This window comes from Exiguobacterium sp. s70 (genome assembly GCF_018618315.1).
Classification (GTDB): domain Bacteria; phylum Bacillota; class Bacilli; order Exiguobacteriales; family Exiguobacteriaceae; genus Exiguobacterium; species Exiguobacterium chiriqhucha.
In genome coordinates, this window is sequence record NZ_JACSLV010000005.1 from 118,575 (window position 1) to 144,148 (window position 25,574).

The 25,574-nt window shown below is 52.0% G+C and carries 27 protein-coding genes; 22 read left to right on the plus strand and 5 right to left on the minus strand.

The features are described 5' to 3' along the window. The first annotated feature begins 3 nt into the window (after positions 1 to 3). The 14 genes from KNP84_RS12055 to KNP84_RS12120 all read left to right on the plus strand — a co-directional run bounded on the left by KNP84_RS12055 (position 4) and on the right by KNP84_RS12120 (position 13,132). Entirely contained in the window at positions 4 to 1,752 is a 1,749-nt protein-coding gene (locus KNP84_RS12055) for a sensor histidine kinase (protein WP_021067823.1), read from the plus strand. Further along, positions 1,749 to 2,456: a response regulator transcription factor gene (locus tag KNP84_RS12060; RefSeq protein ID WP_021067822.1), complete on the plus strand. Its 708-nt coding sequence runs from the start codon at positions 1,749 to 1,751 to the stop codon at positions 2,454 to 2,456. The genes KNP84_RS12055 and KNP84_RS12060 overlap by 4 nt, the downstream gene beginning before the upstream one ends. Positions 2,457 to 2,471: 15 nt before the next feature. Further along, positions 2,472 to 3,185: a purine-nucleoside phosphorylase gene (deoD, locus tag KNP84_RS12065; RefSeq protein ID WP_021067821.1), complete on the plus strand. Its 714-nt coding sequence runs from the start codon at positions 2,472 to 2,474 to the stop codon at positions 3,183 to 3,185. A gap of 141 nt (positions 3,186 to 3,326) precedes the next feature. Further along, positions 3,327 to 4,484 (plus strand): MFS transporter, encoded by a 1,158-nt coding sequence (locus tag KNP84_RS12070; protein ID WP_021067820.1) that lies wholly within the window; start codon positions 3,327 to 3,329, stop codon positions 4,482 to 4,484. A gap of 90 nt (positions 4,485 to 4,574) precedes the next feature. After that, the gene (locus KNP84_RS12075) at positions 4,575 to 5,960 is read left to right on the plus strand and encodes an aldehyde dehydrogenase (protein WP_021067819.1); all 1,386 of its coding nucleotides are present in this window, start codon (positions 4,575 to 4,577) and stop codon (positions 5,958 to 5,960) included. A gap of 173 nt (positions 5,961 to 6,133) precedes the next feature. Beyond that, complete coding sequence (locus KNP84_RS12080; protein ID WP_021067818.1) at positions 6,134 to 6,844, plus strand: Crp/Fnr family transcriptional regulator; 711 nt, start codon at positions 6,134 to 6,136, stop codon at positions 6,842 to 6,844. Between the two features lie 242 nt (positions 6,845 to 7,086). Further along, positions 7,087 to 7,206, plus strand: a complete 120-nt coding sequence (locus KNP84_RS12085; RefSeq protein WP_021067817.1) for a hypothetical protein — start codon at positions 7,087 to 7,089, stop codon at positions 7,204 to 7,206. Positions 7,207 to 7,227: 21 nt separating this feature from the next. After that, positions 7,228 to 7,698, plus strand: a complete 471-nt coding sequence (locus KNP84_RS12090) for a cytochrome c oxidase subunit II (RefSeq protein WP_021067816.1) — start codon at positions 7,228 to 7,230, stop codon at positions 7,696 to 7,698. After that, the gene (locus KNP84_RS12095; protein WP_021067815.1) at positions 7,699 to 9,384 is read left to right on the plus strand and encodes a b(o/a)3-type cytochrome-c oxidase subunit 1; all 1,686 of its coding nucleotides are present in this window, start codon (positions 7,699 to 7,701) and stop codon (positions 9,382 to 9,384) included. A 55-nt stretch (positions 9,385 to 9,439) separates the two neighbouring features. Continuing rightward, complete coding sequence (locus KNP84_RS12100; protein ID WP_021067814.1) at positions 9,440 to 10,045, plus strand: kinase; 606 nt, start codon at positions 9,440 to 9,442, stop codon at positions 10,043 to 10,045. Positions 10,046 to 10,168: 123 nt separating this feature from the next. Beyond that, positions 10,169 to 10,561: a GntR family transcriptional regulator gene (locus KNP84_RS12105; protein ID WP_021067813.1), complete on the plus strand. Its 393-nt coding sequence runs from the start codon at positions 10,169 to 10,171 to the stop codon at positions 10,559 to 10,561. Next, entirely contained in the window at positions 10,539 to 11,219 is a 681-nt protein-coding gene (locus tag KNP84_RS12110; RefSeq protein ID WP_215114864.1) for an ATP-binding cassette domain-containing protein, read from the plus strand. The genes KNP84_RS12105 and KNP84_RS12110 overlap by 23 nt, the downstream gene beginning before the upstream one ends. Continuing rightward, positions 11,216 to 12,022 (plus strand): hypothetical protein, encoded by an 807-nt coding sequence (locus tag KNP84_RS12115; RefSeq protein ID WP_029596051.1) that lies wholly within the window; start codon positions 11,216 to 11,218, stop codon positions 12,020 to 12,022. Before KNP84_RS12110 ends, KNP84_RS12115 begins: the two co-directional genes overlap by 4 nt. Before the next feature lie 9 nt (positions 12,023 to 12,031). Further along, positions 12,032 to 13,132, plus strand: coding sequence for a hypothetical protein (locus KNP84_RS12120; protein WP_214756677.1), 1,101 nt, complete (start codon positions 12,032 to 12,034; stop codon positions 13,130 to 13,132). A 29-nt stretch (positions 13,133 to 13,161) separates the two neighbouring features. Here KNP84_RS12120 and KNP84_RS12125 read toward each other — a convergent pair whose 3' ends face one another. Genes KNP84_RS12125 through KNP84_RS12135 form a run of 3 tightly spaced genes read right to left on the minus strand, consistent with a single transcriptional unit; the run spans position 13,162 to position 15,443 of the window. Continuing rightward, positions 13,162 to 13,803, minus strand: a complete 642-nt coding sequence (locus tag KNP84_RS12125) for a hypothetical protein (protein WP_021067809.1) — start codon at positions 13,801 to 13,803, stop codon at positions 13,162 to 13,164. Further along, a complete protein-coding gene (locus KNP84_RS12130; RefSeq protein ID WP_021067808.1) occupies positions 13,800 to 14,966 on the minus strand; it encodes a DEAD/DEAH box helicase in 1,167 nt (388 codons plus the stop codon). Before KNP84_RS12130 ends, KNP84_RS12125 begins: the two co-directional genes overlap by 4 nt. Positions 14,967 to 15,020: 54 nt before the next feature. Then, positions 15,021 to 15,443, minus strand: a complete 423-nt coding sequence (locus KNP84_RS12135; protein WP_021067807.1) for a hypothetical protein — start codon at positions 15,441 to 15,443, stop codon at positions 15,021 to 15,023. Positions 15,444 to 15,803: 360 nt separating this feature from the next. Here KNP84_RS12135 and pflB point away from each other — a divergent pair, with 360 nt between their 5' ends. Together pflB and pflA are read left to right on the plus strand one after the other, a co-directional pair. Further along, entirely contained in the window at positions 15,804 to 18,050 is a 2,247-nt protein-coding gene (pflB, locus tag KNP84_RS12140; RefSeq protein ID WP_058765729.1) for a formate C-acetyltransferase, read from the plus strand. Between the two features lie 56 nt (positions 18,051 to 18,106). After that, positions 18,107 to 18,823: a pyruvate formate-lyase-activating protein gene (gene pflA, locus KNP84_RS12145; RefSeq protein WP_021067805.1), complete on the plus strand. Its 717-nt coding sequence runs from the start codon at positions 18,107 to 18,109 to the stop codon at positions 18,821 to 18,823. Between the two features lie 40 nt (positions 18,824 to 18,863). On the opposite strand, the gene KNP84_RS12150 is transcribed toward pflA, so the two are convergent. Next, positions 18,864 to 20,090, minus strand: coding sequence for an NAD(P)-dependent malic enzyme (locus KNP84_RS12150; protein ID WP_021067804.1), 1,227 nt, complete (start codon positions 20,088 to 20,090; stop codon positions 18,864 to 18,866). Positions 20,091 to 20,298: 208 nt separating this feature from the next. After that, the gene (rsgA, locus tag KNP84_RS12155; protein ID WP_215114865.1) at positions 20,299 to 21,273 is read right to left on the minus strand and encodes a ribosome small subunit-dependent GTPase A; all 975 of its coding nucleotides are present in this window, start codon (positions 21,271 to 21,273) and stop codon (positions 20,299 to 20,301) included. A 244-nt stretch (positions 21,274 to 21,517) separates the two neighbouring features. Between rsgA and KNP84_RS12160 the strand changes: the two genes are divergently transcribed. The 6 genes from KNP84_RS12160 to KNP84_RS12185 all read left to right on the plus strand — a co-directional run bounded on the left by KNP84_RS12160 (position 21,518) and on the right by KNP84_RS12185 (position 25,568). Then, entirely contained in the window at positions 21,518 to 21,901 is a 384-nt protein-coding gene (locus KNP84_RS12160) for a lmo0954 family membrane protein (RefSeq protein ID WP_021067802.1), read from the plus strand. Positions 21,902 to 21,923: 22 nt separating this feature from the next. Continuing rightward, positions 21,924 to 22,580 (plus strand): PspA/IM30 family protein, encoded by a 657-nt coding sequence (locus tag KNP84_RS12165; RefSeq protein ID WP_021067801.1) that lies wholly within the window; start codon positions 21,924 to 21,926, stop codon positions 22,578 to 22,580. A gap of 87 nt (positions 22,581 to 22,667) precedes the next feature. Beyond that, complete coding sequence (gene liaF, locus KNP84_RS12170) at positions 22,668 to 23,360, plus strand: cell wall-active antibiotics response protein LiaF (RefSeq protein WP_021067800.1); 693 nt, start codon at positions 22,668 to 22,670, stop codon at positions 23,358 to 23,360. Beyond that, positions 23,357 to 24,385 (plus strand): sensor histidine kinase, encoded by a 1,029-nt coding sequence (locus KNP84_RS12175; protein WP_021067799.1) that lies wholly within the window; start codon positions 23,357 to 23,359, stop codon positions 24,383 to 24,385. Before liaF ends, KNP84_RS12175 begins: the two co-directional genes overlap by 4 nt. Beyond that, a complete protein-coding gene (locus KNP84_RS12180; RefSeq protein ID WP_021067798.1) occupies positions 24,382 to 25,017 on the plus strand; it encodes a response regulator in 636 nt (211 codons plus the stop codon). The genes KNP84_RS12175 and KNP84_RS12180 overlap by 4 nt, the downstream gene beginning before the upstream one ends. Before the next feature lie 5 nt (positions 25,018 to 25,022). Then, positions 25,023 to 25,568, plus strand: a complete 546-nt coding sequence (locus tag KNP84_RS12185) for a GNAT family N-acetyltransferase (RefSeq protein WP_131472473.1) — start codon at positions 25,023 to 25,025, stop codon at positions 25,566 to 25,568. The last annotated feature ends 6 nt before the right edge of the window (positions 25,569 to 25,574 follow it).

Genomic DNA, 25,574 nt, shown 5'->3' on the forward strand with positions numbered 1-25,574 from the left:
TGGATGAGCATTCGGACGAAGCTGACGGGAATGATCGCATTGACGATTATCGTTCCCGTCATTTTGGCGACGATCATTTCCTTTTGGTACGTCAAAGACCGGGAGCGGGAACGGGGGCTTCAGCTCACGGAATGGTCGCTTGAGCGAGGCACACTACAGATGGAACGGTATGTCTCGGACTTGAGTCGCTTGCCGACGAGTCTGTATGCGAATCGGGATGTGCTCGATATTCTCGAGTACGGCCCGGGACTGTCGCTCGAACAGACTGAACTCGAGGTACGACGGGCGCTGCTCGGGATGTACTTATCCCGTGAGGATGTGGCCCAAATCCAACTGCTCATGCTTGAGGATATGGATTCGTTCGCCGCCTATAAGATGAAAGTGTCCCCGCGCTCGAAACGGCAGCCAAGTGAGATTCAGCAACAACTATTGAAATATGAGGAGAGCCGCGTCCTGCTTGAGGCCTCGCATCCGCTCGTGCCCTATCATGATTTCGGGCCGCTCGTCTCGGAAGAGCAGGTCGTCACACTCCATTTCCGACTCGACAAAATCGAGACGGATCAGCCACTCGCGATATTGTCGATTGATATTCCGGAGGACATTTTCATCGGCCAACTCGCCTCACTACAGAACAATCCGAGCGAGAGCCTCTGGTTCGTCGGGGGAGGCAATCAAGTGTTCGCACAACTCGGTGACGGTGAAATCCCGCAAAATGTATCGACGAACTCGCTGTCGAGCGATGGAAAGCATCACCGTATCGTCAAATCGTTCGAGTTTGAGAACCAGACGTTCTACGTCGGAAAATCGATACCGGATCGATTGTTGACCGAGCCGGCGTCGCGGACGTCGTTCATCATCTTTGTCGTCGGGATGGTGTCGCTCGTATTGGCATTGATTGGGGCGACCTATGCCTCGATGCGTTTGACGACTCCAATCAAGACGCTCACGTCGAACATTTGGCGAATCGAACAAGGGGACATGACGGTCTCATTCGATTCCCTCGGAAATGATGAGTTCGGCGTGCTCGGACGGCAGTTCAAGCGGATGATTGAACGAATCGATGATTTGATTCAACGGGAGTACCGATTGGCGCTCGAGAATCGGACGAATGAGCTGAGGGCGCTCCAAGCCCAGACGAACCCACACTTCCTGTTCAACGCCTTGCAGTCAATCGGGACGCTCGCATTGAAAGGCGATGGCAAGACGGTGTACCGTCTCATCACGCAGCTCTCCTCGATGATGCGCTATACGATGCACCCTGATGAGTCGCTCGTGACGCTAAAGCGAGAAGTCGATCACCTCACGTCCTACATTCGCTTGCAACAAGTCCGGTTCCCGGATCAATTTGAGATTGAGGTCGATGTGCCGGAGCCGCTCCTCGATTTGATTGTGCCGAAGATGATTTTGCAGCCGCTCGCCGAGAACTTTTTCAAGCATGGGTTTGAGCGCGACGGTGCGACAGCGGCCAACCGTTTCTCCGTGCGAATTCATCAGTCGGGACAAAATCTTGTGATTCATTGTGAGAATAGCGGACGCGATCTCTCGGATGAAGAGTTGACGCTATTGAAAGAACGGATCGAGGTATCGACCGAGCCATTGAATGGGGCGGAAGGTACCGGTTTAAAGAACATTCGGGATCGACTCATGTTAAACTATAATCGGGAGGCTCAATTTATGTTGGCTACACCAGAGACAGGCGGATTTCGTATTGTCATGCGTTTCCCGGCCGTAAAGGAGGCGGATGCGTCATGACGAAAGTGTTGATCGTTGATGATGAATCGCCGGTACGGGAAGCGGTGAAACTGCTCGGGGAGTGGGACCGGCTCGGCGTCACGAAAGTGATTGAGGCGCAAGACGGGGAAGAAGCGAAACGGATTATCGTCAAAGAACGGCCGGCGTTGATTTTATCGGACCTTCAAATGCCTCGATGTAACGGCATCGAGTTGATGGAGTGGGTCCATATGGAGGCGGAGACGGCCAAACTGATCGTCTTGACGGGCTATGACGAATATTCGTACATGCGGCGCGCGATCCAGCTAGGCAGTTTCGACTACTTGCTGAAACCGATTGACCCGGATGTCTTGAACGAGACGCTCGCACGTGCCCTCGCCGACGTCATTCCTGACGAAGACGATCCGATTCTACAGATTGGCGCGTTCATCGAACGCCATTATGCGGAAGAACTCAGCTTACAAGGGATGAGCGAGCGCTTTTACTTGAGCCGCGAATACATATCGCGTCGCTTCAAACAGCAGTACGGCGTCAACTTATCCGAATACTTGCTGTCGATCCGGATGCTCGAGGCGAAACGTCTCCTTGAGACGAGTAGACAACGTATTTATGAAGTCGCCCAAGCGGTCGGCTTTTCGGATGATAAGTATTTCCGGAAAGTCTTCAAAAAACAGATTGGTATCACCCCGAATGAATATCGGGAGCAGTGCCAACGACTATCTTGAAGGAGGAATTTAATCATGAGTGTACACATTGGGGCAGAAGCAGGACAAATCGCAGAAACGGTATTATTGCCAGGAGATCCGTTGCGTGCGAAATATATCGCGGAGACGTTCCTCGAGGATGTTGAGTTATACAACGAAGTCCGCGGCATGTATGGCTTCACAGGAACATATAAAGGAAAACGTATTTCCGTTCAAGGGACTGGGATGGGTGTTCCATCGATGTCGATTTACGTGAACGAATTGATTATGTCATACGGCGTAAAAAACTTGATTCGTGTCGGTACGGCTGGCGGAATTCAAGAAGACGTCAAAGTACGTGACGTCGTCATCGCGATGAGTGCATCGAGTGAGATGGCCCAAAACCGGGTTCGTTTCAACGGCATGGACTATGCACCGACAGCGACGTTCGACCTCCTACATCGTGCATATTTGAACGCCGAAAAGGCTGGTATTCCGGTCAAAGTCGGTCAAATCTTCACAGCCGACCAGTTCTACCAGGATGATTTCCACCATTTCAAGAAGTGGGCCGACTTCGGTTGCCTCGCCATCGAGATGGAAGCGGCAGGTCTCTACACACTCGCTGCGAAACACAAAGTGAATGCGTTGACGATCCTCACAATCTCAGACCACTTGTTGACAGGTGAAGAGACGACATCGGAAGAGCGTCAATCGACGTTTGACGAAATGATTCGTGTCGCACTCGATACAGCGGTCGAAGTCACAAACTAATGAACACGCCTTACAGACCATTGGTTTGTAAGGCGTTTTTGTGTCCGCGCGCCTTGTCTTGTATACAAAGTGAAACTGGCAGGCTAGACTGAAGCTGAAACGAACAGTTCCCGTATCGGGCTGGATCAAGGAGTTGTCATCATGAATAAAGCGTCCGCTTTTGTCATTTATAGTATCGTCTTTTTTGCCTTCTTTGATTTATTCGCCCAGCTTCCGGTCATGAGCACGTTTGCGACATCGGTTGGTGCGACACCGTTCATCGCAGGGCTCGTCATCGCCGTCTACTCGTTGTCGAATACGTTCGGCAACATTTTATCCGGCATTTGGACCGACCGGATTGGTCCGATCGTCATCTTGCTCGTTGGTCTTGCGCTGTCGAGCCTCAGTCTCTTGTCGTATCATCTCGTCGACACAGCGACGACGCTATTAATTGTCCGGATCGTGCACGGCTTTGTAGCGGGTTTGATTGTCCCAGCCGCGTTCACGTTGTCCGCCAATCTGACTGCCGCGAACCGACAAGGTAAAAAAGTGGCATTGACCGGCAGTTTTGTTGGTTTGGCAGCCATCGTCGGTCCGGCGTTCAGCGGCATCATGGCCAGCCAGACGACCGTGCCGATCGTCTTCACGTACGTCGCGCTGTTCGGGGTAGCCGTCGCGCTCCTCGCACTCGTCTTTTTGCGCCCGTCGAAGTTAACGCTTGAACCTTCCCATCGTACAGATGAAGGGACGTCGCGTCTGGAACGAGACGTAGTGAAAGCGTATATCGGCGCCTTCCTCTTGATGTTCTCGCAAGGGGCAATCGCGTACTTGCTTCCCCTTTACGTGCAGGCGCTCGGGTATGACTCTCGTCTGAGCGGGACATTGCTCAGCACGTTCGGTATCATGGCGGTGCTCGTGTTTGTGTTGCCGACGAATCGCCTATTCGACCAAATCGAACCAGCGAAGCTCGCGGCACTCGGTGTCGGCATTCTCGGTGTGAGCCAACTGTTGATTGGCCAATCAGAGACGTCGCTCCTCTTGTACGCTGTCCTCGCCTTGTATGGCGTCGGGTTCGCCATCTTATTCCCAGCCATCAATACGATGTTGATTAAAGCGACGAATCAGGCCAATCGTGGTAAGTCGTACGGCTATTTTTATGCGTTCTTCTCGCTCGGGACAGTGACGGGCTCGGCATTGTTAGGCTGGCTCTCGATTACGCTGACACAAAAATTCGCGCTGACAGGTGGCATCCTGCTCGTCGCCGGTTTGATATTTGTCGTCATGCAACAAACGAAGAAACGGGACGTGCCTGTCAGATAGGACGGACGCATATCGAAGGTTCAAAATGGTCGCTGACCGAGTGAAGATGATAAGATGAAGCTAGCGTTATCATCCAAGGGAGGCAGATTTATGCTCGCACCAATCGAACAGTTGACCATTGAAGAGCTCATTCGTAAACAGCGTCGCTTCTTTCGGACGCAAGCGACCAAGTCGCTCGCATTCCGTCTCAGCATGTTGACGTTTTTAAAAGAGTCAATCAAGCATCATGAAGCAGAGATTCTTCAAGCGTTGGAGCAGGATTTGAACAAATCAGAACTCGACGCGTTCACGACGGAGATCGGTTTCGTCTATGACGAAATCACACGGACGACACGTGAGTTGAAGCGTTGGATGCGCCCGAAACGTGTCCGTGGCGCCTCAATCCATCTGGGGACGCAAAGTGAGGTCATGTATGAACCTTACGGAACGGTACTCGTGATCGCTCCGTGGAACTATCCGTTTCAATTGGCGATGGCGCCGCTCATCGGAGCGATTGCCGCAGGCAACACGGCTGTCGTGAAACCTTCGGAATTGACACCGAACGTCGCCCAAATGATCACGAAAGTGCTCGAACGGGCGTTCACCGACCGCTACGTCGTCAGCGTCGAAGGGGATAAGGACGTTGCGACCGAGTTGCTTGCCCAGAAATGGGACCATATCTTCTTCACAGGGTCGACGCCAGTCGGGAAAATCGTCATGGAAGCGGCGGCGAAGCACTTGACGCCCGTCACGCTCGAACTTGGTGGGAAATCACCGGCCATCGTCCATGAAGATGCCAATATCGAAATTGCAGCCAAGCGCATCGCCTGGGGCAAATGGATGAATGCCGGGCAGACATGCGTCGCTCCGGATTACGTCCTTGTCCACGAATCTAAACGAGAGGCATTCCTCGAGGCCATCAAACGGGAGGCGTTCACGATGTTCGGAAACGGCGTCGGGACGAAACGGTTCACACGAATCGTCAATGAGACCCACTTCGACCGCTTGACCGCATATTTGACAGAAGGAGACATTTTCTTTGGTGGCCAGACGGACCGGGATGAATTGAAGATTGCCCCGACCGTGTTGACGGATATCGAGGAGGACGCGAACGTGATGAAAGATGAGATTTTCGGACCGATTCTACCAGTCCTCACGTACCGCCAACTCGACGAAGTGATTGAGTTTGTGTCATCGCGTCCGCATCCGCTCGCGCTCTATTTGTTCACCGAGACGAAAGCCGTGGAGCAGACCGTGATGAAACACCTCACGTTCGGTGGAGGCTGTGTCAATGACGTGCTCATGCATTTGACGAACCCGAACCTGCCGTTCGGCGGCGTCGGCGAGAGCGGGATGGGCTCGTACCATGGACGTTACAGTTTTGAGACGTTTAGTCACGCCAAATCGATTTTACGAAACACGACGAAATTTGATTTACCAATTCGTTATCCGAACTTCAAAGCGGCCGAGAAGTTGATTCGACTCGTCTACCGTTGACCAGACTAGACTGCAGGGAGCCTGCAGTCTTTTTTTGTGGGCAAAGAATAAGAAGATTGTTTGAAATGTCACATACTTTTATGAAACTAGCTACATACCTCTTGTATAATATAGCCATACACATGACGTACGAGACTTAATCAGATATACGATTAGTGGAGGGAGCAGATAACATGACTATGAAATGCGGAACGACCAAACCGAACAGCTTTGTCTTTTCGCAAGAGACGAAACAGCTCTTGCTCGAGATGATGACGTTTCAAGATCATTCGAAAGGGAGCATCGTTTGTTGGGAAGGCGAGAAGTGCAACAAGTTCTTTTATTTGAAGAGCGGTTCCGTCAAATTCACGAAGCTGACGAAAAAAGGGAGCGCACTCATCATGTTCATCTATGGGGCGGACGACTTCTTCGGGGAGTTCGATATCGACGAGGTGTTCCCGAGTTCGTATAGCATCGAGACGACATCGGACAGTGTCATCGGTTGGATCTCGAAGCAAGAGATGGATGAACTCGTTCGGCGCGATGCGCAGTTGGCCACTGAAGTATTGCGGTGGACGTCGATGATGCGCAAGCAGTCCGAGATGAAACTCCGTGACTTGCTGCTATATGGGAAACCGGGTGCCCTCGCCTCCACGTTATTACGCATGGCGGCGATGGACGGCGTCGAGTCAGCAGAAGGGATCGTCGTGCCGAAACATCCGTCAGACGGGGAGCTCGGTCAGCTGATTGGCGCACCTCGCGAGACGGTGAATCGGATGATGAACCAGTGGCGGAAGGAAGGCATGTTGACGACGACGGGGACAGAGATGATTTTGCATGACATCGATTTCTTGAAAGAACTATGTTACTGCGAAGGCTGTCCCGCCGGTATCTGTCGGCTTTAATCTTTCAAGAGAGCTGCAACATTTCACCTTGTCAAAGCGCGTGAAACCGAACAGGTGGTTGACTCGATTCGTGTCGGGACAATCGCCTTTTTTGTATGCCTTTATACCAAATGTGAACTTTATGTGTGGAAACTACGCAAATTTGATGTGATTGTCACTTTTGGAGTGATAAATGTCACATATTAATCCCCATCCCATTTCATACAATAAAAGTGGAAATCACAGGGAAAGGGGTCCTTCACGTGGAGAAAAACGATGGACAAGAACCGAACTTAAAAGGCACGTTCACATCGGTCATGATTGTCGCGGGCGTCATCATTGCCATGTGGTCGTCAGTGTTTTACCTATTTATGACGCGATAACGAGCAGGAGGAGAGCAACAGATGCATATTCATAAACTTGAAAAATATTGGCTTGTATTCGGCATCATTTTATTAGGTGTGTTTTTAACCGTGCTTGGTATCTCTGCCTTTGCGGCAGGAAATCAACCGGCTTCGGACGCGGATTTAATCGATCCGGCGAAAGTACATCAAACCGCACCGTTCGACAAACCGGGACTTCATAAAATTGACGACAACGAATATGAACTTGTCATGGTCGCGCAAGCGTTCACGTTCACGCCGGGCAACGTCGAGATTCCAAAAGGGGCGAAAGTCACGTTTCTCGTCACGTCACCGGACGTCGTTCACGGTTTCCAGTTGACGGGCACACCGGTCAATATGATGGTCGTACCTGGTCATATCAACTCGCTCACGTATACGTTCGATGAGGCGGGCGAATTTTTAATACTTTGTAACGAATATTGTGGTACCGGACATCACATGATGTCGACAAAAATTAAGGTGGTGGACTAAATGAATGACGTAGCCTCAAAACTAAAGCAGTGGGAAATGGAACGCGGCGTACCGGTACCGAGTATCGGTGTCAAAGAAGCACGCCTCGCCTATGCCCACGTCGTCATCTCGGTCCTCGCCGTCTTAATCGGTGGACTAGCCGGACTCATGCAGACGCTCATCCGGACCGGTGTCATCCCGGAAGTGTTCGGCTATTATCAACTGTTGACTGCACACGGCATCATGCTCGGTCTCGTTTTCACGACAATGTTCATCATCGGTCTGCTTTACGCGCTCCTCGCCAAGTCGTTCGGACGCTTTGAGTCGTTCCCAACGAGGGTTGCTTGGCTCGGGTTTTGGATGATTATCGCCGGCGCCGTGCTCGTCACGATCATGGTGCTCGCCAATAAAGCGACCGTTTTGTATACGTTCTACGCACCACTCATGGCCGACCCAGTGTTTTATATCGGTCTCGTCTTGTTCGTCGTCGGTACGTGGTTATCGGCGTTCGCCATGTTCCGGATGTATGCGGACTACAAACGGGAGAACCCAGGTATTCATCCGCCGCTTCCGGCGTATATGAGTATCATGACGATGCTCTTGTGGGTCATCGCCACGCTCGGTGTCGCCGGAACGATTTTATTCCAACTGCTCCCGCTCTCGCTTGGTTGGAAAGACACGGTCGGAATCGAGTTGTCACGGACGCTCTTCTGGTATTTCGGTCATCCGCTCGTCTATTTCTGGCTCATGCCGGCCTATATTGTCTGGTATACGGTCGTGCCGAAAGTCATCGGCGGAAAGATTTTCTCCGATGCGCTCGCCCGGATGGCATTCCTGTTGTTCCTGCTATTCTCGTTCCCGGTCGGCTTCCATCACCAGTTGACGGAACCAGGGATTGAACCGTTCTGGAAGTTCGTTCAAGTCATCTTGACGTTCCTCGTCGTCATCCCGTCTTTTATGACGGCGTTCTCGCTTTTTGCGACGTTCGAGCTGCGCGGCCGCGCACTCGGAGCTCGCGGTTTATTTGGTTGGGTCAAGAAGATGCCATATGGGGATGTCCGTTTCCTCGCTCCGTTCGTCGGCATGTTGTTCTTCATTCCGGCTGGAGCCGGCGGAATCATCAACGCATCGCACCAATTGAACGCGATGGTCCACAACACACTTTGGGTCACGGGCCACTTCCATATCACGGTCGGAACGGCCGTCGCCTTGACGTTCTTCGGAACGGCATATTGGCTCGTGCCGGTATTGCGCGGTCGTATTCTAACGAAAAAGATGAATCGAATCGGATTAATTCAAGCAGGCACGTGGGCGTTCGGAATGTCGATCATGTCTTACGCAATGCACATCTCAGGACTGCAAGGTAATCCGCGTCGGACCGGTCCGGCAACGTACTTCTCGGATGCGCTTACGCGCGAATGGATTCCATACCACATCGCGATGGCGATTGGCGGGACGATCCTCTTGATTTCGGTCCTCATCTTCGTCTATTCAATGTTCAACTTGTCGTTCCTCGCTCCGAAGGGAGAAGAGGAGTTCCCGCTCGCCGAGACCGAAGAGGCGGCGATGGAGACACCGCGTTTCTTCGAGAATTGGAAGCTTTGGATTACCGTCACGTTCGTTTTAATTGCCTTCGCCTATACGATTCCGATTTGGCACTTGATTGAAAGTGCGCCGCCGGGAGCGAAAGGTTGGGTGCTCTGGTAAACTGAAGTCAGCCCTGTATTTTAGGGCTGACTTTTTCATGTGAGGAGATGGAAAGATGGAGCTACTTCGTGCAGATATTCACCGTGAATATGTTAGACGCGAGCCGGATCGGCCGTTCCTCGTCGCGATCGACGGGTTGAGCGGGGCAGGGAAGACGACGATGGTCGAACAACTACGCGGGATTGCAACGAATGAAGTGGTGTTACATATTGACGACTTTATCGTCGAGCGGCACCGACGTTACGCGACGGGACAGTCAGAGGCGATGGAATATTATGCGCTCCAATGGGACGTCGAGTTGCTCGTGGAGACCTTGTTCAAACCGCTTCGGGAAGGGCAGACGAATCTGATGTTGCCGTATTATGAGCGAGACCAGGACGCGGTCAACATGCGAACAATTGAGATTGCTCCGAACACACTTGTCTTGATCGAAGGGATCTTCTTATTGCGGGACGAGTGGCGTCCTTATTTTGACTACATCGTCTATCTCGACTGTCCGCGGGAAGTCCGGTATGAACGGGTCTTGAATCGTGATACGTATATCGGCGACTTGTCGGAGCGGCTTGCTAAGTACGAACGCCGGTATTGGCCGGGAGAAGCGCATTACATCAAAACGATCAACCCGCAAGCCCAGGCCGATCAAATCGTTCCATCTAGTTGACGCATCCATTTATAGGGGATGCGTTTTTGTTTTGGAAAAAACTGTTGACTCCGTTAGTGTACTATGGTGATAATACAGTTAGATAGTGTATTATTCGCATCATACACTTAGAGAGGTGACAACATGATCATACAATTCAACACGAGAGCCCCGGTTTACATTCAAGTCGTCGATTACTTCAAAAAGAAGATGGCGCTTGGCGAACTGCAGGCGGGCGAAGAGATGCCGTCGCGACGTGAGCTCGCGACCGAACTGAAAATCAATCCGAACACCGTCCAAAAGGCGTTCAAAGAGATGGAGGAACAACAATTGATTACGACCGAACGGAACCGTCCGAGCCGCGTGACGACCGATGAACATGTATTGAAACGCATCCGCACGGAACTCGTCGATGAGGCAGTCGCTGTCTTTGTCGAATCGATTCAAGAACTTGACGTCACGATGGATGAGCTCGTCGATAAAATCAAACGGCAATACGGGGAGGGGAATATTAATGATCGAAGTACTGGGAGTTAAGAAGCGTTACCGCAAAAAACAAGTCATCGAAGAGGTGTCGTTCACGGCCCCAAAAGGGGAAATCACGTGCTTGATCGGGTTGAACGGTACCGGGAAATCGACGATTTTAAAAGGCATCATGGGACTGACTCCGTTCGACCAGGGGTCGGTGCTTGTCGACGGCAAACCGATTGATTTGAATCGTGTCGCGTTCGTACCGGACCATTCGACGTTTCCCATCCATTTCACCATTGAACAGTGCGAGGCGTTCATGCGCGACTTTTATCCAACGTTCGACCCGAAATTGTTTGCCCGTCTCGTCGACGAGTTCAAGCTGTTCCCAGAGGACAAGTTGAATGAGCTGTCGAAAGGGACGCTCGCCAAAGTGAATTTGGCGCTCGGGATTGCCCAAGATCCGGACTATCTATTGCTCGACGAACCGTTCTCGGGCATCGACGTGTTCTCGAAAGAACAAATTGTCGAGTTGTTCTCGAGTGACATTATGGAAGACCGCGGCGTCTTGATTACGACGCACGAGATTGAAGATATCGAATACTTGGTCGACAAGGCCGTCATGTTGAACCGCGGCCGGATCGTTCGTGAGTTCGACGTCGAGGACGTCCGCTTCATTCATGGGAAGTCGATTGTCGATGTCATGAGAGAGGAGTATGGCGCATGAATTTGTTGAAACTACTCGGATGGGAAGTCGAGCGGTTGACGAAACCGTATCTCATCTTAATCACGTTACTCGTCGTCACCCAGTTCGCCTGGCTCGGCGTCTTCCTATGGAGCGAGACGAATATGTATGAAGAAATGCGTCGTGCTGGAACGCCGGATTACACTTTGACGTTCGGGAATTATCTTGGTGGCACACCGTTCATCTTGTCGATTGGGGTTGCTGTCACGGCGATGGTATTCTTCAGTTTTTGGATTTGGTACCGTGACTTCCAAGGCCGTGGGACGTTCATGATGCGCCTATTGCTCATGCCGCAACAACGGATGCTCGTCTTCGGTGCGAAGCTAGTGACGATGATGTTGATGATCCTTGGCTTGTTCTCCGTCCAGTGGATTGCGCTCAAACTCCAGTACATAGCGTTTTCGAGTTGGTTGGACTCGCAAATGATTCCGATGAGTGGCTCCTTCGAACAGGCCATCGGCTACGATGGGGCGCTTTCGGTCATGTTCCCGGCGTCACTGTTCAACTTCTTTGTCCATCAAGTATTAATTGCCCTCGCCGTCTTATTCATCTTCGCATTTGTGTTGATTGAACGGAGCCTGTGGCAACGGACGGTGTGGGCGCCGTTCCTCGCCTTATTGATGATTGGGGTTGTCGTAGTTGTGCCGATGATTGGGTTCTTTATCATTGAGAACTATCTGTTCATGGAAGAGACGCTGGCCGTCTTCACTCTTATTTTAGTGATTTGGTTTATTGGGGTCGTTTGGATTGGATATCGTCAGTTGACGAAGAAATTAAGTGTGTGAGGTGAGCAGATGAAACGAATGTGGAATGTGGCCGCGCTCGGTGCGGTCGTCATCATCGGGCTCGGTACGTTCGCCATTGATTCGAAAGCATCAACGGCGGAGTGGGTGCTCGATGTCAAAACAAATGAAAGTGTATGGGAAAATCAAAAGATACAAGCATTTTATGAAACCGAGGATGAGGTCCAGGAACGGTTTGAAATCACCAGGTCTGGTAGCGAAGTGACGACCCATTTAAATTACGTCGAAGAAGCGCTTAAACAACGCGAACGGGTCAATCCTACGATGCGAAAGTTCTATCGTCAAATGACAAACCTTAGTTTCACCCAATCGTTACGCACGAAAGAGGAGTATGTCGGCATCGGACAAAAAGGAAACGATGAAATCGTTCTTTTCCGAACCGAAGGCAACGACATTGCCACGACAACGTTCCCGTCAAATGTCAGCGGTGCAGTGGAAGTCATGGAAGGGAACTGGCACGGCATATTCGTTCAAGATGGTCGTGTTCATTTGATTTATCGTGACGGTTATGACAGACAGGCAGCAACAAAAATCGCCGTATTTGATGAAGGGGCGGCTGAAATCACCCTTGAAGAAATCTCAATAGAAGACGGCTTTATTTCTAGTGTTGTCGGAACATCTAGGTTTTACGATGAGAACCGGATGACCATCGCAGCCGATAATCGTTTCCTCCCGGTACGTCTTGGGACATACGAAACGATAACCGAAGATGGTCAGACGTACACGAACGAGACGGAACGTCCAGGCGTGTATGCCTATGACACCGAAGAGAAGCGTGTCGTCGAGTTAAAAGCTGAAGGGGATATGTGGGGCGCAACCGTCTATGAGGATCAATTAATCGTCTTGCAGGAAGATGGGACCGAATTCGTTGTCGACTTGAAGACAGGGAAGCAATCGACGCGACAAGTCATCGATGGTTCGGTCGGTACGACTTGGTATGTCGATAACCAACTGTATCATATTCGCCCGACGAAAGATGGGGCCGTTATCGACGTCTATCAAGATGGGAAAGCCATCTCGAGCGCCGTCGTGAAGGCGACGAACGATGCGGCGAAGGCATTGTTATCCAACACGAAATATTATGTACAATAACAAATAACCGAGAGGCAGCCGCCTCTCGGTTATTTTGATGGTTTCGGGACGATGACCCCGTCTTCTAAATCGAGCAACATGTCGATCAGTTCTGCACAGAACTCTGGGAACTGATCGAGGAACGCACCCGGACCGACCTCATCGGTGAAGTCGATATACAGGTCCGATACGTTACCGGCCATTTTCGCCGGAAGAGCGAGGAACGCCGACCCGAAACGCCAGCTGCCTCGGATATCGAGCAGCTTGCCGAGCATGATGTCACCGACCTCACGTTTTTCCGGGAGATTGACGCGATACGTCTCTTTCGTCTCCCAGTCGCGCAGTCCTTCCTCGGTCACTTCAAACACCGAGCAACGCGGGACCGCCAAGCCACGGAGCGCGTGATACAAGGCAGGGGACATGTCGGCTTTTTGATCTGCCAAGTAGCGGCCGTGCGGTGTCATCCCGTCCTCGTCCGTCTCGAAGAAGACGGCCCAGTCGATGAACAGGTCGCGGAATAGCTCGGCGTCTTTCAACTGCCATGTGCCTTCCGAGGCGATCTCTTGAATATAGTTCGTCCAATGTGTGCTGCGCGCGAGCGCGGCTTGCTCATACAACTTTTTCAGCTCGGCCAGCAATTCGGACTCTTCTACAAGCAAAGGGAATGGAATTACTTTCCGGTCTTTTTTCATCGGCGCGGTCCTCGTTTGTTCGCAGGACGCTTCACGACCGGCGGTTTATCCTCAATCCGTTTCTCGATGACGTCGCCACGATAAATCTCGAGTTCTTTCAATTCGACGCCGAGTTGGCGAGCGAACGATTTCAAGTGCGTCAAGTCTTCGTCCGTCACGAGCGAGAGCACGGTCCCGGCCGCATTCCCGCGTGCCGTCCGGCCGGAGCGATGAATGAAGTCATCAATCGATTCTGGCAAATCGAAGTGGACGACGTGCGTCACTTCTTCGATGTCGAGACCACGGGCCGCGAGACCCGTCGTGATGAGAAGTGGATAGTCGCCTTTCCGGAATTCGCGGAGCGTCTCCACGCGTTCGCGTTTCCCTTTTAGGCTGTCGAGCATCCGGTAGTTCACTTTCATTTTGTCGAGTTCACCTCGGAGTGGTGGCAAGAATGAACGGTTGTTGATGAAAGCGAGTGCTTTGACGCCGTTGACGTGTGACAAACGACGAAGCAGTTCCGGCTTATAGCGGCGTGTCGTCAACATATAGCCGTACGTCACTTGACTGCTCACGGCTCGTTCGATTTTCACGTGTGCCGGCTCCTTCAAGAACGGGGCCGCCCATGCTTGAAGCGTGTCTGTGAGCGTTGCCGATACGAGGGCGATTTGATGTTCGTGCGCCGTGTGCTTGATGATGCGTTCGGCAGCTTCTGTTAATCCGCTATCGATGATTTGGTCAGCTTCATCGAGGACGATTGTGTGCGTCTCATGAAGCTTCAATTTTTTCTTGTCAATCAGTTCGACGAGTCGGCCCGGTGTCCCGACAATCAAATGGGGCTTTTTCTTCAAGCGGTCGATTTGACGTTTCAATTCGACACCGCCAATAAATGAAGCGATGCGGACATCACCTTTCTCGGTGAAGCGTTGCGCGACCGTTTGAATCTGCATGACGAGCTCACGCGTCGGCGCGACGATGACGACTTGAATCCGGTCGTTCGAGGCGTCGATTTTTTCAATGGCGGGTAACAAATAAGCAAGCGTCTTCCCGGTACCTGTCGGCGCTTCGATCGTGACGTCTTTTCCGTCAAGAAGAAGCGGGAAGGCTTCGGCTTGGACCGGCATTGGTTCAGTAAAGCCAAGGCGATCCCAGGCTTCGTTAATAAATGGTTTTGTAAAGTTCATATCAATTCTCCTTATCGTGGGGCAAAAACAAAGGAAGCATAAGCGCTCCCTGTCTTAGATATAGCGAACATGTTCCGTGTCTTGGTCGAATGAAGAACGGAGTGTCTGTGTGAACGTCTGTCCGTCCTCGATGAGTTTGATGTGCACATCGATTTGGTCAGCCGACGCCTCGACGCCTTCGACGGTGAAGCCTTGATAGACACGATACTGCAATTCTTTCGTCAACCGTTCGTATGAAGCGAGCTCTGGATACGTCGCTGCCACGTCAATCGGGCGCGAGATGAGAGCAACGAGCAAGTTATCGCGGTAGTCGATGAAATCCTCGTTTTCGATGTCGTCGTCAAACCGAATCCAAAAACCTGCGTCTTCAAATTCTGTGATAAATCCATCACGTTGTTCACCGTTCGCTTCTACTTTAAGGGAGATGCGGTCACCGGCTTTCAAGTCGTGATCAGCTGTCAATAATTCGTACGTCATGGGAAGAACCCCTTCCTCTTCTACAATGTTCTGCCTTCATTGTGTCCGATGTAAGGCAAAAATTCAAGTTCTATCCCCGAGTCGTGATATACATCACACTAAAAACTGTATAAATCGTCACATCCGAATTCAGATGATACAGAATCGATGTAAATCCTATCGTGACGTGAATTATCTGTTTCATAGTGAATGAGAAATGCGTTATAACAGATTTTAAAGCGCTTACAAAAATGGCTTTAAGCCAACGTTCATGAGATTGTTACAACTTTCACAAGAATGTAAAACATAATGTTCACGTTTTCACGTACACTCAACTTATAGAAAGCACGCAGTTATCTCAACTATGAGGAGTGACCCACAATGGCAACCGAAATTAAATCAGCCTGGTCAGGATTTGTACCTGGGCAGTGGACGAACGAAGTGAACGTCGGTGAGTTTATCCGTTTAAACCGACATGAGTACACAGGAGACGACCGTTTCCTCGTCGGACCGACGGAAGCGACGAATCAGCTTTGGGCACAAGTGATGGAATTGACGAAAGAAGAGCGGGAACGCGGTGGTGTTTGGGCGGTCGATCAAAACAACCCATCGACAATCGTCTCGCACGGACCGGGATACTTAAACAAAGAGCTCGAGAAAGTGGTCGGCGTTCAAACGGACGAGCCGTTCAAACGTTCGATTCATCCGAACGGCGGCATCCGGATGGTCGACGCTGCACTTGAATCGTATGGCTTCGAGCCGAACCCTGAAATCACAAAGATTTATTCGGAAATCCGCAAAACGCATAACCAAGGTGTCTTCGATGCGTATACACCTGAGATGCGAGCAGCACGGAAGTCAGGGATTATCACAGGACTTCCTGACGCTTACGGCCGTGGACGGATTATCGGCGACTACCGTCGCGTTGCCTTGTACGGGTTAGACTTCTTGATTGCCGCACGTAAAAAAGATTTGGCGAACCGTGGCGGTTTCTTATCAGAGGCAGATATTCGGACACGGGAAGAAATGTCTGAGCAGCTCCGGGCCCTCCAAGAGTTGAAACAACTCGGTGCGGCGTACGGGTTTGACCTCGGCCGTCCGGCGGAAAATACACAAGAGGCGTACCAATGGGTATACCTTGCATATCTCGCAGCCGTCAAAGAACAGAACGGCGCCGCCATGTCACTCGGGCGTGTCTCGACATTCCTCGATGTATACGCAGAGCGTGACATCGAAGCGGGTCGTTTGACCGAGTCGGATGTTCAAGAAATCGTCGACCACTTCATCATGAAGCTCCGGATCGTCAAATTCTTGCGCACACCAGACTATAACGAATTGTTCTCGGGTGACCCAACATGGGTGACCGAGTCAATCGGTGGGATGAGCGAAGACGGACGCTCGAACGTGACGAAGAGCTCGTTCCGCTTCTTGCATTCACTCTCGAACCTTGGACCAGCACCAGAACCGAACTTGACGGTGCTTTGGTCGACGAAATTGCCAGAAGGCTTCAAACAATATTGTGCGAAGATGTCGATTGAGACGTCCGCCATCCAATATGAGAACGATGACCTCATGCTTCCAGAGTTCGGTGACGATTACGGCATCGCCTGCTGTGTGTCACCGATGAAAATCGGGAAACAGATGCAGTTCTTCGGAGCCCGCGCCAACATGGCGAAAGCACTCCTTTATAGCATGAACGGAGGCCGCGATGAGAAGAGCGGCGACCAAATCGCGCCGGTTTGGGAGATGAACACCGAGGACGTGCTCACGTACGACAAAGTGTATGCCGACTTCGACCGGACGCTCGATTGGCTCGCCGAGCTCTACGTCAACACGCTTAACGTCATCCACTTCATGCACGATAAATATGCGTATGAACGGATCGAGATGGCACTTCATGACCCAGAAATCCTACGGACGATGGCATGCGGTATCGCCGGTCTCTCGGTCACAGCAGATAGTCTGTCAGCCATCAAATATGCGACCGTGAAACCGGTCCGCAACGAGCAAGGCATTGCTGTCGACTTCGAGACAGAAGGCGACTTCCCTAAATTCGGCAACAACGACGACCGTGTCGATGCGATCGCCGTCGAGCTTGTCGAGTCGTTCATGCAAAAAGTACGCAAGCATAAAACGTACCGCGATGCGCTCCATACGCAATCGGTCTTGACGATCACATCAAACGTCGTTTACGGCAAAAAGACAGGGAACACACCGGACGGACGTCGCGCCGGCGAACCGTTCGCACCTGGTGCGAACCCGATGCATGGCCGCGATACGAAAGGGGCAGCTGCGTCGCTCTCATCAGTCGCGAAACTCCCGTTCGAACACGCACAAGACGGAATTTCATACACGTTCTCAATCGTACCGAAAGCGCTCGGTAAAGAAGAAGTGGCCCGTGAACTCAACTTGGCGGCACTCCTTGACGGTTATATGGGCGGCGAGCATAAAGGACATCACTTGAACGTCAACGTCTTCAACCGTGAGACGTTGCTCGATGCGATGGAGCACCCGGAAGAATATCCACAGCTCACGATTCGTGTCTCTGGCTATGCGGTCAACTTCATCAAGTTGACGCGCGAACAACAAATCGACGTCATCAACCGGACGTTCCACGGTTCATTGTAAACAAAGGCTTGGCGGCCTTCACTCGAGGGCCGCTCATTCGTTAGGAGGTCATTTCGATGACAATGGGATATGTACACTCGGTCGAATCGTTTGGAACCGTTGACGGCCCGGGAATTCGTTTTATCGTCTTTTTACAAGGTTGTGCGCTTCGTTGCTTGTATTGCCACAATGCTGACACGTGGGATTTCAAAAAGAATAACCATCGTTCGGCCGAGGACGTCATTCAAGAAGCGCTCAGCTATCGTCCGTTCATGGAAGCATCAAAAGGCGGCATCACGATTTCAGGGGGCGACCCGCTCGCGCAGCCAGAGTTTTTAGAAGCGCTCTTGCGTGAAGCGAAGAAACACGGGCTCCACACGACACTCGACACGTCGGGTGCACTTCGTCCCCCTAACTTGGACGCCATCTTAGATCATACGGATCTCGTGTTGCTTGATATCAAACATATCGACGATGACATGTGTAAGAAACTGACAGGACGGAGCAACGTCAACACGCTCGCGCTCGCTGAACATTTATCCGAGCGCGGAACGAAAATGTGGATTCGCCACGTCCTCGTCCCGGAATGGACACTTGATGAAGGAGCGCTCCGCCGCACGGCAGCGTTCATTCAAAAGCTCGACCACGTCGAGAAAGTCGAAATTTTGCCGTACCATGAGATGGGCGTCTATAAATGGGAGGCGCTCGGTCTCGACTATCCGCTCAAAGGAATTAAACCCCCGACGACGGAAGAAGTCGAATGGGCGGAAGGGATTTTACAAGGAACCGTTTAAAAAAACTGCGCAGACCGTCATGGTCTGCGCAGTTTTTGGATTACAAATGTTTTTGACTGACGTGCTGACGGATGGCGGCCTCATCGAGCGGACGTTTGGCGACGCCGGTCTCGACGGCAGCTTTGGCAACCGCGACCGCCACGGCCGGTGCGATTCGTTCATCGAATGGGCTTGGGATGACGACCCCGTTCGCCAAATCTTCTTCGGTCAATAAATCGGCAATCGCGTGGACGGCCGCTTCCTTCATCTCCTCATTGATTTCGCTGGCGCGAACGTCAAGTGCGCCCCGGAAAATACCTGGGAAGGCGAGGACGTTGTTCACTTGGTTGGCGAAATCGGAACGGCCGGTCGCGACGACACGCGCCCCGGCTTTTGTCGCGAGGTCTGGCATAATCTCCGGAATCGGGTTCGCCAGAGCGAAGATGATTGGATCGACGGCCATCGAGCGGACCATGTCTTCCGTGACGGCCCCGGCCGCCGAGACACCGATAAAGACGTCGGCACCTTGAAGCACGTCGGCGAGCAATCCTTCGTGTTGCTTCCGATTCGTCGCTTTGGCGATTTGATCTTTGAACGGGTTCATCCCTTCGACGCGTCCTTCGTAAATCGCGCCTTTCGTATCACAGATGACGAGGTCCTCGACACCGAAACGCTTCAACAGTTTGGCGATGGCGATGCCCGCGGCTCCGGCACCGTTCATGACGACACGGAGTTCAGGCATCGTTTTATCGACGAGGCGCAACGCATTGACGAGACCGGCCAAGACGACGATGGCCGTCCCGTGCTGGTCGTCATGGAAGACAGGAATCGGGAGCGATTGTTTCAACCGGGCCTCGATTTCAAAGCACTCGGGTGCTTTAATGTCTTCTAAGTTGACGGCACCAAACGTCGGTGCGAGCAGTTCGACCGTCCGGACGATTTCATCGACGTTATGCGTATCGAGACAGATAGGAAACGCATCGACGCCGGCGAAGCTTTTGAACAAGACGGCTTTTCCTTCCATGACCGGCAGTGCGGCTTCTGGACCGATATTGCCGAGACCGAGCACGGCGCTCCCGTCCGAGACGACGGCGACCGTGTTGGCGCGGAGCGTGTAGTCATACGACAACTCTTTATCTTCAGCGATGCGACGGCACGGTTCAGCGACGCCAGGCGAGTAGGCGAGGCTGAGCGCTTCTTTCGTGTCGACATCGACTTTCGGTGTCGTTTCCAATTTTCCGTGATGGAAGGCATGCATCTCGAGTGCGCGTTCGTTCAATGTTTTCATAAGTCTCTCCCTATAATTAGCGATTTTAATCTGTGACAATACGAGTCCATTGTAACGGAGAAACCGCTTACTTTCGAGGGTTTTACCTGCATTCGGACGAACTATTTCTGAACGATTGTTCACAAATGTCGGATTGCTGATAGGAGTTGATGCTAAATTTCGGGAAATGACAAAGGAGCCACAATATTTCTGTGACTCCTTTCGTAGATTAAGCTTTCGTTTTTCGTTTCTTCTTCTCGGCGAGACGAGCCGCTTCCGCTTGTCGTTTTTCGGCGTAGCGGAGTTCACGCTCGAGCTTGACGAAGCTTTGATAGCGCTTCGCGTCGAGTATCCCGGTTTCAATCGCCTTGCGGACCGAACAACCGGGTTCGGCCTGGTGTGAACAGTCCCGGAACCGACACGTCTCGGCGAGCGCCTCGATATCTCGAAACGTATCGTCGAGGTAATCGGCACCGTCCCAAAGGCCAAATTCACGCATCCCGGGTGTATCGATGACGAACAAATCGTCAATCCGGAACAGTTCGCGATGCGTCGTCGTATGCTTGCCGCGTTCATCGCTCTCGCGGACGGCCTGTGTCTCGGCGACGGTCGTCCCGGCGAGCGCGTTCGTCAGCGTCGATTTCCCGACACCGGACGAGCCGACGAGCACGATGGTGCTTCCGCTCGGCAGTGCGGCTCGCAACGCTTCGACGCCGTCACCAGTGACTGAACTGACAGGGAAGACGTCGACCCCAGGCACTGTCAACGTAAGTTCGTCGACGAGTGCATCTGCGTTGTCGACTTGGTCCGATTTCGTCAAGACGATGAACGGCGTGGCACCAGTTTCCCACGCGGCGAGCGAGTAACGCTCGAGCCGACGCAGATTGAAATCGTGTCCGCACGCCATCGTGATTAAGATAAAGTCGACGTTCGCACAGATCAGCTGTTCGCGCGTCTCGTTGCCGGCGGCTGCCCGTGATAGGACAGTGCGCCGTTCAAGGAGACGTCGAATTACGCCTTGACCGTGTTCGCGAACGGTGAACTCGACGAAGTCACCGATGACCGGATAGTCGCGCTCGCTTTCGGCCTCATGTCGGAATTTCCCGGTGACGCTGCACGTGTAGGCTGCATTTTCGGTCGTGACCGTGTACATATGTTGGAACTGTGCCGTGACACGTCCCGTTGTGATTGTTGTTTGATTCAAATAGAATCCTCCTCTTAGTGATGGAGGACAGTCGCCCTCCGATTGGCTGACAAGGTGTATACTGCGTTGAATACGGTGCTCATAAAACATCATCCTTTCATTGTTCGATGCCTCTAGTATAGCACAGGATTTGAGAACGCTATCATCTCAGTCTACAGACCGAGGGAAAACGGGCCTTGCGCTCGTCGCGCTATAAAAAATAACGTATTATGATAAGAGTGTACTTAACGAGGAGGGATGATAGATGAATCGCCAGGTGAAACAAGTGTTGTTCATCGTGGCCGCGATCTCTTTAGTTCTCGTTCTAATCGGCTTTTTACCGAATATGATCATGTTCGGTTTGGGGGCGCTCTTAGCACTGTGGGCTGGAGTCAGATTCATGGCCGTGACACATGTCGGCGCAAAAATCGGTTACGGCGCGCTTGCCGTGATCGGGATCATCACAATTTTATCGAATATTTGGGCGTTAATCGGGATTGTGGTGGCATGGGTATTGTTTAAAGGGTATATGATGTATGCCAACCAAAAACAAGACGTCGAGATTTTGAATGCGGACGGTTCGCGTGCGAACCGGAGCAGCTTTCAATCGTTTGATCAAGTGTGGCAGAAGTTTGTAAACCGTCGCTAAGCTTCACAAGGAGGATATTATGATGAAAACACCATTTGACCAGTTTCGTGATTTAGCTAACGAGTTGACGAAAGAATTGTCGAAAGAGATGAAGAAGTTCCAAGATAAAGAGGGTCCACGTTCGGCACCGCGTTCGAGCGGGGAGGCCGAGTTGAACCGTCACATCCGTGGTGCTGAAAAAGAAGCGATGTCTGTCGAACGTCTCGTCGAACGTCAAAAGGCGCTCCTCGATGAGCTGGCGACAAAACGTGATGACGCTAAACTGATGGCGGATAAGCGTTACGAGCAGACCGAGCTCGCCAAACAAGCGGGCGAAGAAAAACTCGCGGAGCGGGCCGCGCTCGAGTCGAAGCATTACGGTGAGCAGTATCGTTACTTTGAAGGGTTGCTCGACGAAGGAGCGCGTGAACTCGATGCCCTCGAGCGCCGTGCCCTCGAGATGCGACTGAAACTCGATGAGATGCAAAACAAACGCTATGAGTTCGCGATGCGAGAAAACCTGGATTTATTGAAAGGTGCGCTCGATCAAATCTTCGGAGCGGAGACGTCGAAGACTCATCCGTTCACGGAAGAAGAGAAGAAGCAAGAACCGGCCGCTGAAGAGAAAATCGATGCAGCGGATGAAGATGATTTCGAAGCAAAACTAAAAGAACTTGAGCGTCGTTTCAAACAAGACTGACGCAACGGTTCAGCGATGGTCCGGCGAATGAGTTGGGCCATCGCTTCTTTGCTTCATTGTACATACTGTCAGAGAGGGGGAAGCAACGTGGAACGTTGGAACACACGCCAAATCATCGGATTCATGATTATTTTGTTTGCCATTGGACTATTTATCGATATCGTGACGGGTGGAAACAGCGTCCTCTTCAGCATGGTCGTCCCGTTATTGTTGCTTTATATCGGACGACGTTTCAGCCGCAAAGGCAATCAGCCGGTCAGCTATATCTTTTACGGAATTGGCGGCATCATGCTCGTCGGACTCATCTTTTCGTCGGCGGCATTTGGTTTCGTGCTGTCGGGTCTATTGCTCATGTTCGGTTATCGGCTGTATAAAAACCGTCCGCTCGAATCGAGCCGATTCAAGTCGCATATCCGTCAAGAACAGGCGTTTACGTTCGGGACGAAAGAAAGTGGTCACTACGTGCTCCAAGACACGAATGAATTTTTCTTGTTGCGTGACGTTGAACTCGACTTGTCGCGCGCGATTATTCCGGAAGGAGAGACGTTCTTACTGTTGAATGGGCTCGCCGGGGATATCCGGATTCTCATTCCGGCCGGTTACGATTACTCGATTGACGCCTCGATCGGGTTCGGCAAGATTCAAGTCGACGAATCGAATTATTCGCCCGTGTTCAATCGTCGCTTTTATACGGCATCGGACGATTACGCGTCAGCGACGCGAAAAGTCCGGATTCATATCGTGCTCATGAGCGGAAGTGTCGAGGTGATGACTGTATGAAGAAGGACTCGTATCCAAGGACCGTTGTCTGGCATCAACTGTTCAGTAGCCTCTTGACGGCACTGTTCGTCACGATTGCATTTTTAATAGGTGACTCGACTTCACTCCGAGATTTGTTCACACGTGAAGAAGGGTTGCCTTTCGGTGTGTCTATCCTCGTCATCGCCGTCTTGATCGGCAGCGTGTTCGGGGTCGGTTCGTACTTTTATTTGCGCCGTGACTTCCGGGAAGTGGCGATTGCCTTATGGAAGCTCGAGAATCAAAAAGAAATCACGTTCCGTCCGCTGTCGCCTTATCGCGATACACTCGAACGGATTGCACGCATCTCGAAACAGCGCGCAGAAATGGTCGAGATGGCGAAACGGGTCGGTGACCGGCCTGTCAGTGTCGAGGAAGCACGTAGTGAAGCCGTCGTTGAGGAGCGGCGCCGTGTCGCCCGAGAGTTACATGATTCGGTCAGCCAGCAACTGTACGCCATCTCGATGATGACGACGGCAGCCAAGCAGACGATCGAGGCGAAGCCGGACGTGGCCGCCAAACAAATTGAACAAGTCGAAGTGATGGCGCAAACGGCTCAGGCCGAAATGCGCTCGCTCTTATTGCAACTTCGTCCGGTCGAACTTGAAGGGATGACGCTCAAGACGGGTATCGAGCGATTGTTAGAAGAGTTGTCGCGCAAACAATCGACCGAACTTATCTGGCGCCTCGAAGAAGTCGAGTTGTCGCGTCACACCGAAAATGAACTGTTCCGCATCGTTCAAGAAGCAATCAGCAATACGCTTCGACATGCGAAAGCGAAGCGACTCGAAATCGAAATGCGGACCGTGCAACAGACGGTCATCTTAAAAATAAACGACGACGGCATCGGCTTTAATGTCGATGATACACAAGTCGCCTCATATGGCTTACAATCGATAAGAGAGAGGACGGCTGAGGTCGGCGGGACGTTACGACTCGTCAGTGTGCCCGGCGTCGGTACTCAGATTGAAGTGCGTGTGAAACAACAAGTGGAGGGGTTACAATGATTCGAGTCGTATTGATTGATGACCATGAGATGGTGCGGGCCGGAGTCTCGGCGTTCTTGTCGACGCAGCCTGACATCGAAGTCGTCGGAGAGGCATCGGACGGCGCGACTGGGGCGGAACTCGCGATCCAAGAAAAGCCGGATGTGGTCTTGATGGATTTAGTAATGGAACCTGTCGATGGGGTCGAGTCGACAAAACGGATCAAGGCGAGTTGGAAAGACGCCAAAATCTTGGTCGTGACGAGCTTCTTAGATGATGAAAAAGTGTATCCCGTCATTGAGGCCGGGGCGATGAGTTACGTCTTGAAGACGGCAAACGCCAATGAAATCGCCGATGCGATTCGTCAAACGGCAGCGGGCAATCCCGTCATGGCCGCCCAAGTGACGGGCAAGATGCTTGAGCGGCTCCGTCACCCGGAAAAGACGTTGCACGAGAGTCTGACGGCCCGGGAACGTGAGATTTTGCAGTTGATGGCGGAAGGAAAATCGAACCAAGTCATCGCCGACGAACTATACATCTCGTTGAAGACGGTAAAGACGCACGTCTCCAATATTTTGACGAAGCTCGACGTCTATGACCGGACGCAAGCTGTCGTCTATGCATTTCAACATAACATCGTCAGTAAAGGGTGAGCAGCATGCTACCGATGCTTGAAACGGAACGGCTCCGATTACGACAACTCGACGTGACCGACGCTGAACGGCTGTTTACCATCTTTTCAGACCCGAACGTCTTGCGCTACTACGGAATGGAACCTCATAGGTCCATCGTGGAGACGCAACAGATGCTAGCCGGTATGCTCGAAGGGATTGAATCCGGTGCGGTGATGCGCTGGGGCATCGTGACGAAAGAGTCGTCTGACTTGATTGGAACGATTGGATTCCATAACCGAGCGCCGCGACATCGACGTGCCGAAGTCGGCTATGAAATTCACCCGAACTATTGGCGTCACGGATATGCGACCGAAGCACTCCAGGCCGCGTTAAGCTATGCCGCGCAGACAGGCGAGATGGAACGGGTCGGGGCCATCGTCTTCACCGAGAACGTCGCGTCGCAACAAATGCTCGAAAAGACCGGCTTCTCGCGGGAAGGGACGCTTCGCCGCTATATGCGACAAGGCGAACGCGCGCACGATGTGCATGTATATGGCTATACGACAAACAAGGATCACGCCGACGCGTGATCCTTG